Source organism: Thiocystis minor (genome assembly GCF_016653465.1).
In the GTDB taxonomy this organism is placed as follows: Bacteria; Pseudomonadota; Gammaproteobacteria; order Chromatiales; family Chromatiaceae; genus Chromatium; species Chromatium minus.
On sequence record NZ_NHSQ01000060.1, the window covers coordinates 1 to 15,712 of the forward strand.

Genomic DNA, 15,712 nt, shown 5'->3' on the forward strand with positions numbered 1-15,712 from the left:
GACCGGGGACTGAAGAAGATCCAGGCGATCTGCGCCGTCATGCGTAAGCTCCTGCACGCCATCCATGGCATGCTTAAGACCGGAAAACCGTTCGACGGGCAACGCTTCTATGTCCTTCCACAAGCGGAATGACTCATTCATGAATTTGATGGACAGGAGGCAAACAGGACTTGCGTCGGAACAGAGTATCTACAGCACTCATCGGGCTGAATGCGCAAAGAAGCCCGGTTTCCGATGCGCTTCATCCAGGCTACGCTGGCGAAGTCACAAAACATCATCCCCAGCAGACTGAGCAGCGCGAAGTCAGGCGACATTCTGAAGCCTGTTCGCCAGATCTTGACCAGCGGTTGGCGCGGGAAGGGGCTTGCCGTCATGACGGTAGAGATCAATGACCTCATCGACGACTTGGCAGAGATCCTGAAACACGGATACCTCGTCGTCACCATGACATCCGCCGAACATGAGCCCCGGACAACTGCCCACGTAGCAACCATCTTCGTTTGACCATTCGACGATTTTGGCGTAGCGGGCGCTATCTTTCATGACCGTGATTCCTCGATGGCTTGCTGTACCGCTCTGACGAGATATTGCTTCGCATCGTCTCCCTGTTTCCCAGGAACAGTGATTGGCTTCATCACCTTGGGGTGAACAAAATTGCGATGACTGCCCTTGCCACCGCGATCAACGAAGTCAGCTCTTTCCAGGTCGGCGATCAGCTCACGGATTTTAGGTGGCAAGAGACTCAATTCCGCCCTTTATAAGCCTAGGCCAACCCTGTCGATGTGCCCATCGGCCCTCAACGAAACCTTATAACTATCTTGGCGCCGCTTGCTGTCCAGCAACGTACTCACGCAAAACAGCATCCAGGCGCCTCTGCCATCCGGGGCCGCCCGCCTTGAAATACCTGATCACTTCTGGCGAGAGATGAACCGAGACCGCTTCCTTGGTTGCTCCCTGTTGCGTCCCGCGTGTGCGGCGACGCTCATCCCACGCTGCCCTGAACGCAGGATACCCTCCTTCCTTGACCACAACGGCATTGGCCCAGGCCGCTTCTTCCTTGGCTACCAGCGCCCGATCCTCGCCAGGCGCCTCGGCGATCAGTGCTTCCCATTCCTCGGGGGTTTCAGGAAAACGTTTGTGCGTAACGTCTGATTTCATGTTTTTCCGCCCGGCGGAAGTGACGAGGGAACCACATCAATTGCGAACTGATACAGTTCGCGTCCCTCACGGCATCCTACGCAGACTTCCCTCAATCTAGTCCACGTATCGGTTTACGACGACACCGACTTGGCCGTCGCACGGGGCGCCCCCCGCCTGACCGGCATCCCCTGCCAAACCCCGCTGGTCTCGCCCTCACCCACACCCTCGAAAAACCCCCGCATCGCGACAAACCGCTCCTTGTTCGCCAGCGCAGAATTGATGACCTGCGCCAGCGAACCCGCCCCGGCTGGCCCCATCAGCGGACGCGCCGAGATCAGATTGGTGAAATAGAGCGCGGGGATCATGCGTTCCTTGGCCGCCTGCACCACCGGCGTGGTGCCGATGGCGAGATCCGGCTCCAGCGATTTGACCGCCGCCAGATCCTGCTCCAGCGAGGCGCGGAACTGGACCGGGACGCCGTGCGCGTCGAGCCAGGCGAGATCGGTTTCGTTCCAGGGGGTGCGCGGACAGGCGGTGCCGACATAGGGCACTTCGGCGCCGGATTCGATCAGCAGGCGCGCGACCAGCAGCTCGGAGCCTTCGTAGCCGGAGACGATGACGCGCCCCTTGATCGGCATTGCCGCCAATGCCCCGCCGATGGCCGGGAGGAATTTGTTCTTGGCGGCGTCGACCTTGTCCTGGGCGATCCCGCACGCCTGACCGATGGCATCCAGCCAGGTCGCGGTGCCATCCCGACCCACGGGCGCGGAGCCGACGATGGGCCGCCCGGCGGCGGCGAATTCGCGACAGGATGCCGTGTATTGCGGATGGATGGCGGCGGCGACGGCGCAATCGAGCGCGGCATAGAGTTCGCGCCATTCGCGGGTCGGAACCACGGGACCGGTCGCCAGACCTAGCGGCTCCAGCATCATGCCGATCCCGACCGGGTCGGCCGGGAACATCTCGCCGAGCAGGGTCACCGTGGGCCGCTCGCTGCGTCCACCGCGCGGCGCCTGGACCGGTCCCTGTTCCGCCTCGTGCCGGGCGTAATGGAGCATGGCGCCCGACAGCACGTCCTTGGCCTCGGCATGGGTCGGCACGCCGAAACCGGGCACGTCGATCCCGAGGATACGCACCCCGTTGAGCTGCTTGGGCAGCAGTCGCAGCGGCACGCCCGAGGCGGTCGGCACGCAGAGATTGATGGCGACGATGGTGTCGTAGCGCTCGGGATCGGCGAGTTTCTGGACCGCCTCGCGCACGTCCTCGAACAGCCGGCCCGAGACCAGCGACTCGGAATCGAAGGGCACATAGCCGATGGAACGCCGGGCACCGTAGAAATGCGCGGTAAAACTCAGGCCATAGACGCAACAGCCGGAGCCGACCAGCAGCATGGCCGTGCGACGCATGCGCAAGCCCACCCGCAGGGCGCCGAAGGCCGGGCACATGGTCTGCGGCTGATCATGGGGGCCGGCCGGATAGTCGGCGGCGAGACGTTTGAGCAGATCGGCGTTGCCCGCCTTGTCGGCGGCGGCTTTCAGCGTCTCGGCGCTGGAGCAGCCGCCGGTCTCAAGATTCGCCGGAGCCTCGGAAGGCTGCCGGGAGGGATCGTTTGCCATCGCAGTATCCCGTCGCGGTTCAGACATCGTCGTAGACCACTTCGAGCGAAGGCTTGACGATCGCCGAGGCATTGCACATATCGGCCGCCGTCGCCGGCTCCAGCGTGACATGCCGACCGACCTCGTCGCCCTTGAAGAGATTCAGCAACGCATCGTGCGCGAGCGGTTTCGGCTTCACCGGCGGCGCCAGTCCAACATTGAGGGCCAGTTCCTCGAACAGCGGTCCCCAGGCATCGCCCGGTCGACCGACGATCTCGTAATTCGCGCTCTTGCGCCGGATCTCCTCGTGGGCGGGGATGGTCGCCAGGATCGGGATGCCGACCGCCTCGGCGAAGGCTTTCGCCTCGCCGGTGCCGTCGTCCTTGTTGATCACCATGCCGGCCACGCCGACGTTGCCGCCCAGTCCGGTGAAATAATCCACGGCCGAGCAGACATTGTTGGCCACGTACAGCGATTGCAGATCATTGGAGCCGACGACGATGACCTTCTGGCACAGATCGCGGGCGATCGGCAGACCGAATCCGCCGCAGACCACGTCGCCCAGGAAGTCCAGCAGGACATAGTCGAAGTCCCATTCATGGAAGCCCAGGCTTTCCAGCAACTCGAAGCCGTGGATGATGCCGCGCCCGCCGCAGCCGCGACCGACCTCGGGACCGCCCAGTTCCATCGCGAAGACGCCGTCGCGCTTGAAGCAGACATCGCCGATAGTGACCGCTTCCCCGGCGCGTTTCTTTTCGCTGGAGGTGCCCAAAATGGTCGGACAGGAGCGCCCGCCAAACAGCAGGCTTGCCGTATCGCTTTTGGGATCGCAGCCGATCAGCAGCACCTTTTTGCCCTGCTGCGCCATCATGTAGGACAGGTTGGCGAGGGTGAAGCTCTTGCCGATGCCGCCCTTGCCATAGATGGCGATGATCTGGGTCTCCTTGATCGTCGGCGACGCGCTGGACGCGGGACCGTTGAGGGGTACATTCACGATAGGTTTCTCCAATCAAGAATCATCTTCAGGCAGGAATGATCGCCAAAGGCGGTGCGATAGGCCGCGTCGGCCTCGGTCGCGGGCAGGCGATGGGTAATGAGTCCGTCGAGCGACAGACGCCCGGAATCCAGCAGCGCGCGCACCGCCGCCAGATCGGCCGGTTGAAATTCGGCCGCGATACGGAACCGCGCCTCGCGCATGAAGGCGGGCGGAAAGGTGAAGGCGACCGGCTGACTGTAGAAGCCGCCGAGGATGATCTCGCCGCCGCGCGCCAGACGGGCGATCAGGCTGTCGAGGATGGCGGAATCGCCGCTCATGTCGCAGATGGAGCGATAGTCCCGACGCGGGTCGTCGTCCGGCGCCAGCACCTCGTAGCCGAAGCCCTCGGCGCCCTGCCGGCGCTCGGGGTTGGTCTCCCAGACCACCGGCCGGCTGCCATCCCCCAGCGCCGCGATGCGCGCCAGCAGACGCCCGAGCACGCCGTGTCCGACGATCAATTCGACATGCGGCGACGCGGGACCGGCGATGGCGTGATAGGCGGTCGCCGCCAGCGCCATCAGCACCGACTGTTCGCCGAATCGTTCGTCGACCGGCACCATCCGACTGCCCGGCGCGACCACGCGCGAGGCCGCGCCGCCGAACAGACCGCGTACCTCGCCATAGCAGCGCGCGCCCGGCACGAAGACCCGCTGCCCGACCGCCAGTCCAGCCTCCGGGCCGGCGAAGATAACGCGACCGACGGATTCGTAACCGGGAACGAGCGGATAGCCCATGCCGGGAAAGTCCGGCATGCGGCCCGACCAGAGCAGGCGTTCGGTGCCGGTGCTGATGCCGCTCCATTCGATATCGACCACCACGTCAGCATCGCCCGGCGGCGTGAGCGCGAGCCGCTGGAGCGATAGACGTTCGGGTTGTTCGAGGACGACGGCGAGTGCTTCGAGAGTCGGCGTATCGGGGTTCAAGATGTGGGCTCGACAAGTTAAATCTGACGGATTCGCCAGTTTAACGAAAGTTGAGTGTCAGTCCAGGGCGACAAGCGCGGGAGATTGATCTGGGTTGATAAAAAACCGCGAGCGGGGGAGTGAAAGGCATTCAGTGCGCGCGGCATCCGCTGACCATCGCCAGCCGATGGAAACCGAACGGCGATCGAGAATCCGGACGGCGGGCTGATCGATGGATCCTGCGCCGCGCCGCCAGCGGCGTTCAAAAGAGACAGGATGCGCGATCAGGACATCCGCTGAACCAGGTTCTTCGGCATGATGTGACGCGACTCCGCCATCAGCACCTCGGCCAACTGATCGCGTCCCGGACAGGCCGGAATCGCATCGATGGCGCCCTTGACCAGTTGTCGGAGCCGATCGATGGCACCGTCGACCCCCAACTCGCCAGCCGCACTCGGGCGGTTGAGCAGGGCGTCGCGGCCAACCGGTTTGCCGACTTCCTGGGCGCTCGCGGCCACGTCGCGCAGATCGTCCGCGACCTGGTAGGCCTCGCCGATGCGATCGCCGACCACCCGCCAGGCGTCGGCGTCCGCGCCCGCCACCTGGGCACCGGCCGCGGTGGCCGCGGCGAACAGCGAGCCGGTTTTGGCGCGGTGATAGTCCTCGACCGACACGCGCGGCTCGCACTCCCAGGCTTGACCCGCGGTGATCCCGAACGGCATCCCCACGGAGCGGCTGACCGTCAACAGCAGCGGCCCGAGGCGCTCGGGCGTCGCGGCGAGACTGCGCGCCAGATGCTCGAAGGCCAGGATAATCAGGGCATCGCCCGCCAGCACGGCCAGCGGCTCGCCAAAGGCGCGATGCACGGAGGGCATGCCGCGCCGCAAGGGGGAATCGTCGAAACAGGGCAGATCGTCATGCACCAGCGAGGCGCAGTGCAGCAGTTCGATCGCGGCGCCGACGGCATCGGCCGCCGCGACATCGCGGCTTCCGCAAGCGGCGGCGACCGCGAGACACAGACGCGGGCGGACCCTTGCACCGCTGGGAAACACGGCATGTCGAACCGCCTCGGCCAGACGAGGGGGGCAGCCGGCGATCGCCACCGCGTCTATTGCAGCGGACAAGGCCCGCTCGATTCTCGTTGCGGCATCCATCGGTGATCCCCCGGTAACCGTCTTCATTTGTAAGGATTAGTTGACACTTAACTGTGTCATGTACAATAGACATCAAGACCCGATGCGTCAATGCGAATCGATGGAGACAGTGATCCGATGCCTGCGGAAACAGTCGTTATCATTGGTGCCGGCAGCGGTAACTCACGGCCGCGTTCCATAAGGGTCGCCCGCGGACTCCAGGTTCGGATGCTCGAAGGCGCCGGGATGCCCGGCGGAAAGATACGCGAGGATCGGCTTGGCGATCAGCGGATCGCCGCCGGACCCACGACCTTCACCATGCGCTGGATCTGTGACGAACTCTTCGCCAACGCCGGCGCCTCGCTGAACGCGGTAATAAGGATACCGCGACTTTCGCGACCAGTCCAAGGCGATCGACGAGACTCTCGATCAGCACCCCCAACGGCATGCGTTTCGCCTCGGGGATCTCAGTCAGTTGAATCACCACAAACACAACAAGGACAATTCTGAGTCCGCGCAAAAAATGTCTGAAACGTGAGCATGGTCGTGTCGGATTCCCAATTTTTATCATTGCCCGAAACGTGACGCTCATCCAGTCTCGCCGCAGCGATTTATGTATGATCCAGGCCGAAGCGATTTCTTATGGAGCCCAAGCTTGCGGGTGTTCCGCGCCGAGGGTCATTTAGTAGGACGGAAGGGAAACTTAAATGGCCGCCACCGAGAGCAGAGAATTCACCGTCGCCCCGTGCGGCTTCCCGGACAGCGACCAGAAGGCGCTTGGCAGAGCCTTCATGCTGGCCGGGGTGCGACCGAAGCGCTACCTATTCTGGACCGCGAGCCGGCAGCAGCCGGATGTCTGTCTCGTCAACGAAGATCAACCGGAGGGGGTTCTGGAATGGACCGCCCTGCGCGAGCGTTTCCCCGAAGCGCCGATTCCAGTGCTCCGGGTCGGCGCGCTCGCCCGCGACGAGACGCTCTTTGAACAGGTCACATCGACCTTTTTCCAGCGACCCATCCTGGCCAACCGGGTGCTCAAAGCGCTCGACGCGTTTGTGTCCGAAGTCTATCGATTCGCCCCCGAACTGGCCATTCACGACGACATGCAGGTGCAGTCGCCACAGCAGGAAGACGCGGGCGATGTCAGTCCAAACAAAACATCTTCGAAGAAGATTCTGGTGGTCGACGACAGCGAATCGGTGCGCAAAATGATGGCCATGCAGCTGGTCAAAATGGGCTATAGCGTCGAGTTCGCCGAGACGGGCGAAAACGCCCTGACCAAGGCGCGAGAACAAATCTATGATCTGATTTTTCTCGACGTCATGCTGCCGGGGATCAACGGATATGATGTCTCCCGTCATCTAAAGCGGAATCTGCGCATCCCGACCCCGGTTGTAATGCTGACCGGCAGGACCTCCCGGATGGATAAGCTGCGCGGAACGCTGGCCTCCGCCGATGCCTATCTGACCAAGCCGCTGACGCTCGATCAGCTCAATGAAACATTGCAGCGCTTCCTGCGCTGATAGCAGGCACGCCAACGGTCGACCATCGACCGATGAGATGTTTGTCGCACACTGATTCAATGCAAACACATCGCGTACCGCGCTGGACGCGGTGTCATGATTGACCGCTAGAGATGAGGAAGTTGGTATGGCGAAGTTGCTCATTGTCGAAGATTCGGCGACCGATCGCGATTATCTGCGGGATCTTCTGGTCAGAGCCGGGCATGTGGTCATGACCGCCAACTCCGGGCGGGAAGGGCTGTCACTGGCGCGCAGCGAGGCGCCCGATCTGATTTTCATGGACATCGTCATGGACGACGTGGACGGCTACCACGCGACGCGCGCACTGAAAGACGACCCGCAAACGGTCGGCATTCCGGTGGTCGTGGTCAGCAGCAAGAATCAGAAGGCGGACAAGATGTGGGCCCAGCTTCAGGGCGCCAAGGGCTATCTGGTCAAGCCAGCCGCGGCCGAGGAGGTGCTGCGACAGATCGACGCACTGCTCGGCGCGCCACGGGCATGAGCCTGTTCGGTGCGATCGCGGCGCTGTTGGGCGGGAGTCAACGCGCGCCCGCGAGCCCTTCCGACACTCACCGCGCCGAAACCAGGCAGCAAGCATCCGAACCCGATGGCGGCGCTGTCGGCCACGCCTTCAGGGTCGGCGCCAGGTGGTTCCTGCTTCCAGTGGCATTGCCGGCCGAGGTGACGCCCGCCCTCCCCTGCGTGCGCCTGCCCTTCACACCGCCCTGGTTCCTGGGGCTTGCCAATTTCCGTGGCGAACCGGTCCCGGTCTACGATCTGGGCGCACTGCTGCAGGCACCGGGCGCGACCCCGGATATCGGTCGCTACAACCTCATCCTGGGTACCCGCGATCGCCGCGGCGCCTTCCTCATCGAGGAAATCCGCCTCCTGACGCTCCCGACCGGCACGGATTTCGATCTCGCGCCAGCACTGCCGACCATCTCGGCGATGATTCCGGATGGGCTCCCCTGCCACGGCGCCGTGATCGAGGGAACGACTTACACCCGGCTCGATTTTTCCGCTCTGCTGGGCATCCTCGCCGACCGCGCGAGTCTGCTTGGAGAGGAAACGCATTCATCGAAGGACCAGCCATGAAACTGACCGATCTCACCATCTCGGCAAAACTGACCATCGCGACCACGGCCCTGGTGCTGCTGGTGTTTGTGTTGATCTCCGGTGCCATCCTCTGGGGGTTGAACGGACTTTATGACGAGCGCGCCCAACTCCAGGCAGAGAACCCCGCTCGGGACGGCAACGGATCCACGCTGCTCCAGCAGAAGACCATCCGCTCTATCGAGACCGCGGGCGTGCTGCTCGCGAAACTGGCCGGACAGCTTCGCGACCCCTGGCAGGACGCCGGTCTGGCATCGCTGACCGCCCTGGTGGCACGGGATCCAGAATTCGCCTCGGTGGAGATTCTCCCGGCGGGCGCCGCGAATCGCGACGCAGCCAGAACCGATCCCGCACAACACCTCGATCCCACACAACACATCGATCCCGCACAACACTTCCGGGACTTCCCCATCGAACGCGACGGACGCAACATTGGATCTGTCCGGATCGCACTCGAACAGGGATTCCAGTCCGCCGCCGATGCCGACCTGACTCGGCGGCTCGATGCGGCGCTGGCCGACGGGGAGTCCCAGCGTGAAGTCACCATGGCCCTGGTCATTGCACTCCTGATCCTAAGCGCGCTGCTGACGGGTATCCTCATCTATCTGTCGATCGCCCATCTGGCCAGACGCTTCATCCTCAGCCCGGCAGAACGCATCCGCAACGCGCTCGATGGCATGGAGCGCCGGCGCGACTTCTCCGAGCGTCTCGAGATCGGCGCCGATGACGAGTTGGGCCGTACCGTGGCCTCCTTCAATCGCGGCATCGATTATCTCGAACGGCAGAACGATCAGCTCAATGACTCCATCATCGAAATGCTCCAGGTCGGCAACGAGATCAGCGAGGCCCGCGATCTGACCCTGAAGGTGCCGGTCAAGGAGGATATCACCGGCCCGCTGCGCGACGCCCTCAACCGCATCACCTCCGAGAGCGCGCGCGTCCTGCTGCAGGTGCGCGAGATCGCCGAACGGGTCGGACAGGCCGCCACGCAGGTCCAGGCCCAGGGACGTCGGGTGGTCGAGGTCGCCGATGCCGAACGCGCCGAGATCGAACAGACCGCCACGGATCTTGCCAGCGCGGTGGAGGCCATCGACCAGATCGCGGAGCGGGCCAGATTCTGCAATGGCGCCGCCGAAACCGCGACCGACTCCACCCAGGCGGCGCTGACCTCGGTCAAGGGCGCGGTCGAGGGCATGGGCAGAATCCGCTCCAGCATCCAGGAGACCGGCAAGCGGATCAAACGTCTGGGCGAGCGATCGCAGGAGATCAGCGGCGTCGTCGACATCATCAACAGCTTTGCCGAGCGCACCCATGTCCTCGCCATCAATGCGGCGATGCAGGCCGCGACGGCGGGCGAGGCCGGGCGCGGATTCGCCGTGGTCGCGCAGGAAGTCCAGCGCCTCGCCGACAGTTCGCGCAACGCGACCGGGCAGATCGAAACGCTGATCGCCAATATCCAGGTCGAGACCCAGGACAGCATCGAGACCGTGAATCAGGCGACCGAAGCGGTCGGGGTCGAGTCACGCACCATCGAGAGCGCCGGCGAGCAGATGCTGGAGACGCAGGAAATCACGAGCAATCTCGTCGCGGCGGTCCGCCAGATCGACGCCAGCGCCCAGGCCCAGGTCGCGGCCAACCGCAAACTCATGGAACGGGTCGATTCCATGCGGGCCAGTACCCTGGAGACGACCGATCAGTTGGTCCATCAGACCCGCGAGACCAACGGTCTGGTCGGCTATTCGCACCAGCTGCTCGAAGCGATCCAGCTCTTTCGCCTGCCGGCCCCGGCACCGCTCGATGATCCGGGTCGAGGCTGACGGGAGACGCGACGATGCATCCCGACTCGCCCGCTGCGCGTTATTCCTCCGCACTGCCAGCGCTCCAGGAGCGGATCGAGCTGGCCGGCGCACCAGCCGCCTCGCTGACCGACCGACTGGAGGCCGCCAATGCCGTCAGCGAGACCCTGGCCGAGCTCTGGCCGGACCTGGAGACGCTGGGGCCGCATGTCTGCGAGTTCCTGGCCTTCCTCGACATGGCCGTCGGCGGTCTGCCGGAACTGGCCGCGGCGGGCGATGCCGCGGCCACGCTGGAACTGCTGGAGCTGACCGCGCTGCTGGAGGCCCATCTCGACACCCCCGAGGCGCTGGATATCGCCGAGGCCATCATCGAGCTGGCGTCCGCCGAGACCTTCGATCCGCCCCTGTCCGCCGAGGCAGCGGCGCTCTGGCGGGCATGTGCGGGCGGGCTTGACGGAGACAGCCAGGAGGACCACCAGGAACCGGCTGCGGACGCGCACTGGCCCGCGCCGCCGCCCGCCGCGATGCCCGGCACCGAGCCGATTGAATTGGACCCGGCAGAAACCGTCACGGCACAGGCGCCACCCGCGGCCGACAACACCCCGGAACTGAACGATGAAGCGACCGAGCTGCTGGCGCTGCTGGCCATGGCGGTCGAAGAGCAGCGCGCGGAACTCTTTCAAAGGGTCGAAGAGATCGCCCGCGCGAGGGAGTCCGACGTCCGCCGCAATGCCGCCCAGGCCTTTCAGGAGATTCTGATCTGTCTCGCCGATGCGGCATCGGAAGTAGGCTTTGTCGCCTTCGCGACGGTGTGCGCCGGCCTGGGTTATCAGATCGTCGCCACACCGGACGACGCGGACTGGCCCGAATCCCTGCTCGAAGCCCTGGCGGTCCTACCGCGGCGCCTCCAGCACTACCTGGACGCGCCACTCTCCGACCTGACCCGGCACGACCTGGTCGCCACCCTGCGCGATCCCGCTTGGCCGAACCCGATCTCGGACACCACGGCGGACGCACTGATCGAGGCACTCTATCGCGAACCCCTGCTGCTGGAGGCGGAAGCCGGACAGGAACGGGCGATCACCGTCGAGACGGCAGATCTGTCGCTCGCGCCGGCCGCGGATCTGGATGATTCGGTGCTAGCCAGCTTCCTGCGCGAAGGCCCTGAAATGGCCGAGCAGCTCGCGGCGGCGGTGGAGAGGATCAACGGCGGTCATGCCGGCGAGGACGCCCTGCGTCTGGCGCAACGCTGCGCCCATACCCTGAAGGGCTCGGCCAATGTCTGCGGCGTGCGGGCGATCGCCATGCTCGGCCACCACCTGGAAGACCTGCTGGAATTCCTGATCGACCAGCAGGCCACGCCCAGTGCGACCTTGGCCGACAGCCTGGCCGCCGGCACCGACGCGCTCGCCATGATGTTCGACATGGTCAGCGGCGCCGAGCCGCCGAATCCCGAGGGATTGCGCCCCATCATTCAGGAGATTCTGGATTGGGCCAACCGGATCGACCGCGACGGCTTGAGCGCACTCGCGGCGCCCATGGCCGAGGCACCGCCGCCGCTGCCGAGCGCGCCCGCGACGGTCGATGCGCCCAGCGAAGCAGCACCGCCGGTGGCGGCGGACGCTCCGGAGGACGCCTATTTACAGGTGCCCGCGCGCACGGTCGATGACCTGCTGCAGCTCTTGGGCGAACTCTCCATGGCCCTCGCGCAGTCCGAGGAGCAGTTGCGGCAGGCTCGGCTGGCCTTGCAGGAGACGGGCGAGGTCGAGCGGCGCAACTTGGCGCGGGTTGCGGAGCTGGAGACTCTGGTCGATCTGCGCGGTCTGGGAACCCGGCGCGCCGGAGTCGGCGCCAGAGCCAACGACAACGACAACGACAACGACAACGACAACGACAACGACAACGCGATCTTCGATCCGCTCGAACTCGAACAATACAACGAGATGTATCTCGCCACCCGCCAGCTCAACGAAGGCGTCAATGATGCGCGCGAGCTCGCTCAGACCCTGACAGGGTCGCTACGGACGCTCGACGAGTTGACCCGGCAGCAACAGCGACTGAGTCAGGAATTGCGTCAACTGACCATGAGTACCCGCCTGGTCACGGCCAGCTCGGTCGAGGCGCGCCTGCGGCGGGCGGTCCGCCAGACCTGCCGGGCGACCGGCAAAACGGCCGAACTGACCCTGAACGGCACCGATGTCCACATCGATGGCGACCGGCTGGATCGGTTGATGCCGGCGATGATGCATGTGGTGCGCAACGCCATCGACCACGGCATCGAGTCGCCCGATGAACGCGCCGCCGCCGGCAAGCCGCCCGAGGGCCGGATCGAGATCGGATTCCGACCGTTGGGCAACCAGATCGAGGTCACCATCGGCGACGATGGCCGCGGTCTGGATCTGGAGCGCGTTCAGGCCCGCGCGATCGCGAGCGGGTTGCTGGAACCGGATGCAACCCCCTCCGCGCACGCCCTGGCGCTGCTGACGCTCAAGCCGGGATTCTCGACACGCGAACAGGTGACACAGATCTCGGGCCGCGGGGTCGGCATGGATGTGGTCGAAACGAGCGTGCGCGCGCTCAACGGATCGCTGTCGATCGACTCGGAGCCCGGTGCCGGCTATCGGCTCACGGCGCGTTTCCCTGCCTCGCTGCTCGCCGTTTTCTGCCTGCTGATCCGCTGCGAGGATCAGATCCTGGCCGTTCCAGCCAATGACGTCCGGCTGGCCATCCTCGCCGAGGACGGCGAGCTGGCACCGACCGCCGACGGCTGGACGTTCACCTATCAAGCATCATGCCTTCCGCTGGCGCCGCTCAACCCGCTGCTCGGTCTGCGCACGGCCGCGCCGGGACAGGGCCGCCCGGTGGTGCTCTTCATGGCGTCCGAAGCCGGCGAACAGGCGATCCTGGTCGACGCCCTGCTGGAGGGCCGCGAACTGGTGATGATGAAGCTCGGCCCGCTGGTGCCGCGCGTCCCCGGTCTCATGGGGACATCCATCCTGGGCGATGGCGGGATCGTGCCCATCCTCGATCTGACCGCCATTCTGCGCGTCGCGCGCAGTGCCGGGGCCTCCGCGCTGGACCTCACCCCCGCCGAGGCACGGGTCAGGCCGCCGACGGTCCTGATCGTCGACGACTCGCTCTCGATGCGGCGTCTGCTGTCACAGTTGGTCGCCGATCGCGGCTATCGCGCGCTGACCGCGCGCGATGGGCTGGATGCGCTCCAGACCATGGCACAGGATGCGGTGGACCTGCTGCTGGTCGACCTGGAGATGCCACGGATGAACGGACTGGAGCTGACCGCGCATCTGCGCGCGCAGACCGACACTCGCCAGATACCGATCGCCATGATCACCTCGCGCTCGACCGAGAAACACCGACGCGAAGCGCTGCGGATCGGCGTCGACCGCTATTTCGTCAAACCCTATCGGGACGAAGCGGTTCTGGATTTTCTGCAGCAGTCACTGGAGGCGCTCGCCTGATGGACTCAAATACACGAATCGCGACTTATGCCAGTTTCATCCTGATGCTCGCCGCCCCGGCGCTCCAGGCACAACCGCCGCAGACCATGCCGGGCTACTATTATTATCCGCAGGCCACGCACCAGGGCGGCTATGCCCCCTATGGACTTCAGCCACCGGGATATCCGCCGGGTACGACGCCCGCCGCGTTGACGCCCGCCAGTCAGGAACAGGTACATCCGGCGATGGAGAACGCCAGCGGAAGGCACTACCCCGCGATCCGTATCGAGGATCCCGCGACCCTGCCGAGCGCCTTCGGCATGGTCTCCAGCCGTCTGGGTCCGGTACTGTCGAGCGCGCGCGGGCAGACCCTCTATGCTCGCCTCCCCGATGGAGCAGAAGCACAGGACGGCACGGATGACCGCGCCCGGCTCTGGCGTCCCTTCCTAGTGGACGGGGACGCGCCGGCGGATCCGCCGCCACCCTTCGCGACCCTCACCCACCCCGAGGGTCGGCGCCAATGGAGCCAGGATGGCCATCCGCTTTACCTTTGGGCCGGCGACGGGCAGACCGGCGATGTCACCGGCGACGGCGTCGACGGCACCTGGTACGCGGTACGGGTCCATACCGATCCGCGTCTCGCCGGATCCATCATGAGCAGCAACGGGAAACCACGGCAATGAACACCCTCTTCAACCTGACTTATTTTTCCTTCCTCGCCTGCGGCCTGGCCTCATTCCTCGCCGTCATCTATTTCCTCACGCAAGCCCCGCATCTCAAAGGACGGCTTCGCCTGCTGGTTCTGCTCAACATCCTGATCTGCGCCGTGTCCTCTGGTCTGCACCTGTATTTTTTCGCGCAACTGCAACCGCTCGCGGCCGGGGCGGCCGGCATCGATGAAATGGCCGCCGCCATCGGCAATCTGCCGCTGATCGTGCGTTACGGCTACTGGTTGGCGACCACGCTGATGCTGATCCTCATGTTCCCGCTGCTGATGGGACTGGAGCGCGTGGGCACGGGCTTCGCGCTCACGCTCGTCCTGATCGACACAGGCATGATCGCAACGGGCTATCTTGGCGAGCAGGCCACGCTTGCGGGTGGCGGCGCCACCACGATGGCATTCTTCTGGTTCAGTGTCAGCGGCCTGTTATGGCTGGCCATGACGGTCTCGATCTTCCAGGCGCTGCACCGACTGCCGAGCGACGCCTTGATCCCCGCCCAGCGCGACGCACTGGTCTATATGTTCTTTTTCTTTCTGGTGGGCTGGGCGATCTTTCCGGCGGGGTTCTTCTACGCGATCGTCTTCGACTCCGGCGTCGGCGTGGTGCTGCGCGAATTCACCGTCAATATCGGCGACATCGTCAACAAGGTGATCTGGGGCGTCCTGGTCGTCTATGCCGCCCGCGAAATTTCCAGGGCGATGACAACCGAGACCCAGGGTTGAAGCAGCCGCCAGCCGCCAGCCGCCAGCCGCCAGCGGTTAGTGTAACTGTGGAAAAGTCCCAAGACCGTCTGATAATGAGTTTCAAGGCGCGAGGTGCGATAGCTCAACCGAAATCCGGAATTTGGAACCGCAAAGGCGCAAAGGACGCGAAGAACAACAAGGGCTTGCAGTCCAGAGCTTGCAGTCCAGACGACCGTCATCTCGTGGATGACGGTCGTCATCGAGGAAAGCCATTGCAATCCTTTGTGATCTTTGCGGTTTAACGGCTTTTTTAGGCTCAAGCCTGCTGGATGCTGGAAGCTGGCGGCTGAACGCTGGTCGCTCTCTTTGCAACGTTCAACGCAGACTCAGTGCCCGCTCACGCTCCTCAAGCTGCTCGAACAATTCCAGCACCCAAATCACCCGGTTGCCCACGCTGGCCGCGACCGCCTTTTGCGGCGTGGCGGCAACCACCGCCTCGACCAAAAAGTGCGTCTCCGCCAAGGCGGGCGCGGCGACATACCGCGGCGTCAGCACCGCCGTGCCCAGGATCGGCGCCAGCAGTTGCAGTTTGCGCGGCACCGGCACCACGGCGC

General features: G+C 64.7%; 14 protein-coding genes and 1 pseudogene. 8 read left to right on the top strand and 7 right to left on the bottom strand.

All coding sequences use genetic code 11. The features are described from left to right. Positions 1–210 precede the first annotated feature (210 nt). Entirely contained in the window at positions 211–504 is a 294-nt protein-coding gene (locus CCR95_RS06770) for a hypothetical protein (RefSeq protein ID WP_201092981.1), read from the top strand. A gap of 35 nt (positions 505–539) precedes the next feature. On the opposite strand, the gene CCR95_RS06775 is transcribed toward CCR95_RS06770, so the two are convergent. The 6 genes from CCR95_RS06775 to CCR95_RS06800 all read right to left on the bottom strand — a co-directional run bounded on the left by CCR95_RS06775 (position 540) and on the right by CCR95_RS06800 (position 5,827). Beyond that, the gene (locus tag CCR95_RS06775; protein ID WP_201092983.1) at positions 540–737 is read right to left on the bottom strand and encodes a type II toxin-antitoxin system HicA family toxin; all 198 of its coding nucleotides are present in this window, start codon (positions 735–737) and stop codon (positions 540–542) included. Positions 738–813: 76 nt separating this feature from the next. After that, on the bottom strand, positions 814–1,158 hold the full coding sequence (locus CCR95_RS06780) for a BrnA antitoxin family protein (protein WP_201092985.1): 345 nt from the start codon (positions 1,156–1,158) through the stop codon (positions 814–816). 113 nt (positions 1,159–1,271) lie between these two features. Then, a complete protein-coding gene (gene bchY, locus CCR95_RS06785; protein WP_201092987.1) occupies positions 1,272–2,756 on the bottom strand; it encodes a chlorophyllide a reductase subunit Y in 1,485 nt (494 codons plus the stop codon). 19 nt (positions 2,757–2,775) lie between these two features. Beyond that, on the bottom strand, positions 2,776–3,729 hold the full coding sequence (locus CCR95_RS06790) for a chlorophyllide a reductase iron protein subunit X (RefSeq protein ID WP_201092988.1): 954 nt from the start codon (positions 3,727–3,729) through the stop codon (positions 2,776–2,778). After that, on the bottom strand, positions 3,726–4,694 hold the full coding sequence (gene bchC, locus CCR95_RS06795; protein WP_201092989.1) for a chlorophyll synthesis pathway protein BchC: 969 nt from the start codon (positions 4,692–4,694) through the stop codon (positions 3,726–3,728). The genes CCR95_RS06790 and bchC overlap by 4 nt, the downstream gene beginning before the upstream one ends. A gap of 263 nt (positions 4,695–4,957) precedes the next feature. Next, positions 4,958–5,827 carry a polyprenyl synthetase family protein gene (locus CCR95_RS06800; RefSeq protein ID WP_201092990.1) on the bottom strand — a complete coding sequence of 290 codons (870 nt, stop codon included), beginning with the start codon at positions 5,825–5,827 and terminating at the stop codon, positions 4,958–4,960. A gap of 686 nt (positions 5,828–6,513) precedes the next feature. Between CCR95_RS06800 and CCR95_RS06805 the strand changes: the two genes are divergently transcribed. From CCR95_RS06805 to CCR95_RS06835, 7 genes are all read left to right on the top strand, one after another. Next, positions 6,514–7,326, top strand: a complete 813-nt coding sequence (locus CCR95_RS06805) for a response regulator (RefSeq protein WP_201092991.1) — start codon at positions 6,514–6,516, stop codon at positions 7,324–7,326. A 127-nt stretch (positions 7,327–7,453) separates the two neighbouring features. Continuing rightward, a complete protein-coding gene (locus tag CCR95_RS06810; protein ID WP_201092992.1) occupies positions 7,454–7,828 on the top strand; it encodes a response regulator in 375 nt (124 codons plus the stop codon). Further along, positions 7,825–8,421, top strand: a complete 597-nt coding sequence (locus tag CCR95_RS06815; protein ID WP_201092994.1) for a chemotaxis protein CheW — start codon at positions 7,825–7,827, stop codon at positions 8,419–8,421. Before CCR95_RS06810 ends, CCR95_RS06815 begins: the two co-directional genes overlap by 4 nt. Beyond that, positions 8,418–10,256: a methyl-accepting chemotaxis protein gene (locus CCR95_RS06820; RefSeq protein WP_201092996.1), complete on the top strand. Its 1,839-nt coding sequence runs from the start codon at positions 8,418–8,420 to the stop codon at positions 10,254–10,256. The genes CCR95_RS06815 and CCR95_RS06820 overlap by 4 nt, the downstream gene beginning before the upstream one ends. A 14-nt stretch (positions 10,257–10,270) precedes the next feature. Next, on the top strand, positions 10,271–13,714 hold the full coding sequence (locus CCR95_RS06825) for a hybrid sensor histidine kinase/response regulator (protein WP_201092998.1): 3,444 nt from the start codon (positions 10,271–10,273) through the stop codon (positions 13,712–13,714). Then, on the top strand, positions 13,714–14,376 hold the full coding sequence (locus tag CCR95_RS06830; protein ID WP_201092999.1) for a COG4315 family predicted lipoprotein: 663 nt from the start codon (positions 13,714–13,716) through the stop codon (positions 14,374–14,376). Before CCR95_RS06825 ends, CCR95_RS06830 begins: the two co-directional genes overlap by 1 nt. Continuing rightward, positions 14,373–15,137: a bacteriorhodopsin gene (locus tag CCR95_RS06835; RefSeq protein ID WP_201093000.1), complete on the top strand. Its 765-nt coding sequence runs from the start codon at positions 14,373–14,375 to the stop codon at positions 15,135–15,137. The genes CCR95_RS06830 and CCR95_RS06835 overlap by 4 nt, the downstream gene beginning before the upstream one ends. A gap of 336 nt (positions 15,138–15,473) precedes the next feature. On the opposite strand, the pseudogene CCR95_RS06840 reads toward CCR95_RS06835, so the two are convergent. Further along, positions 15,474–15,712 (bottom strand): annotated as a pseudogene (locus CCR95_RS06840) (phytoene/squalene synthase family protein); the annotation flags it as partial.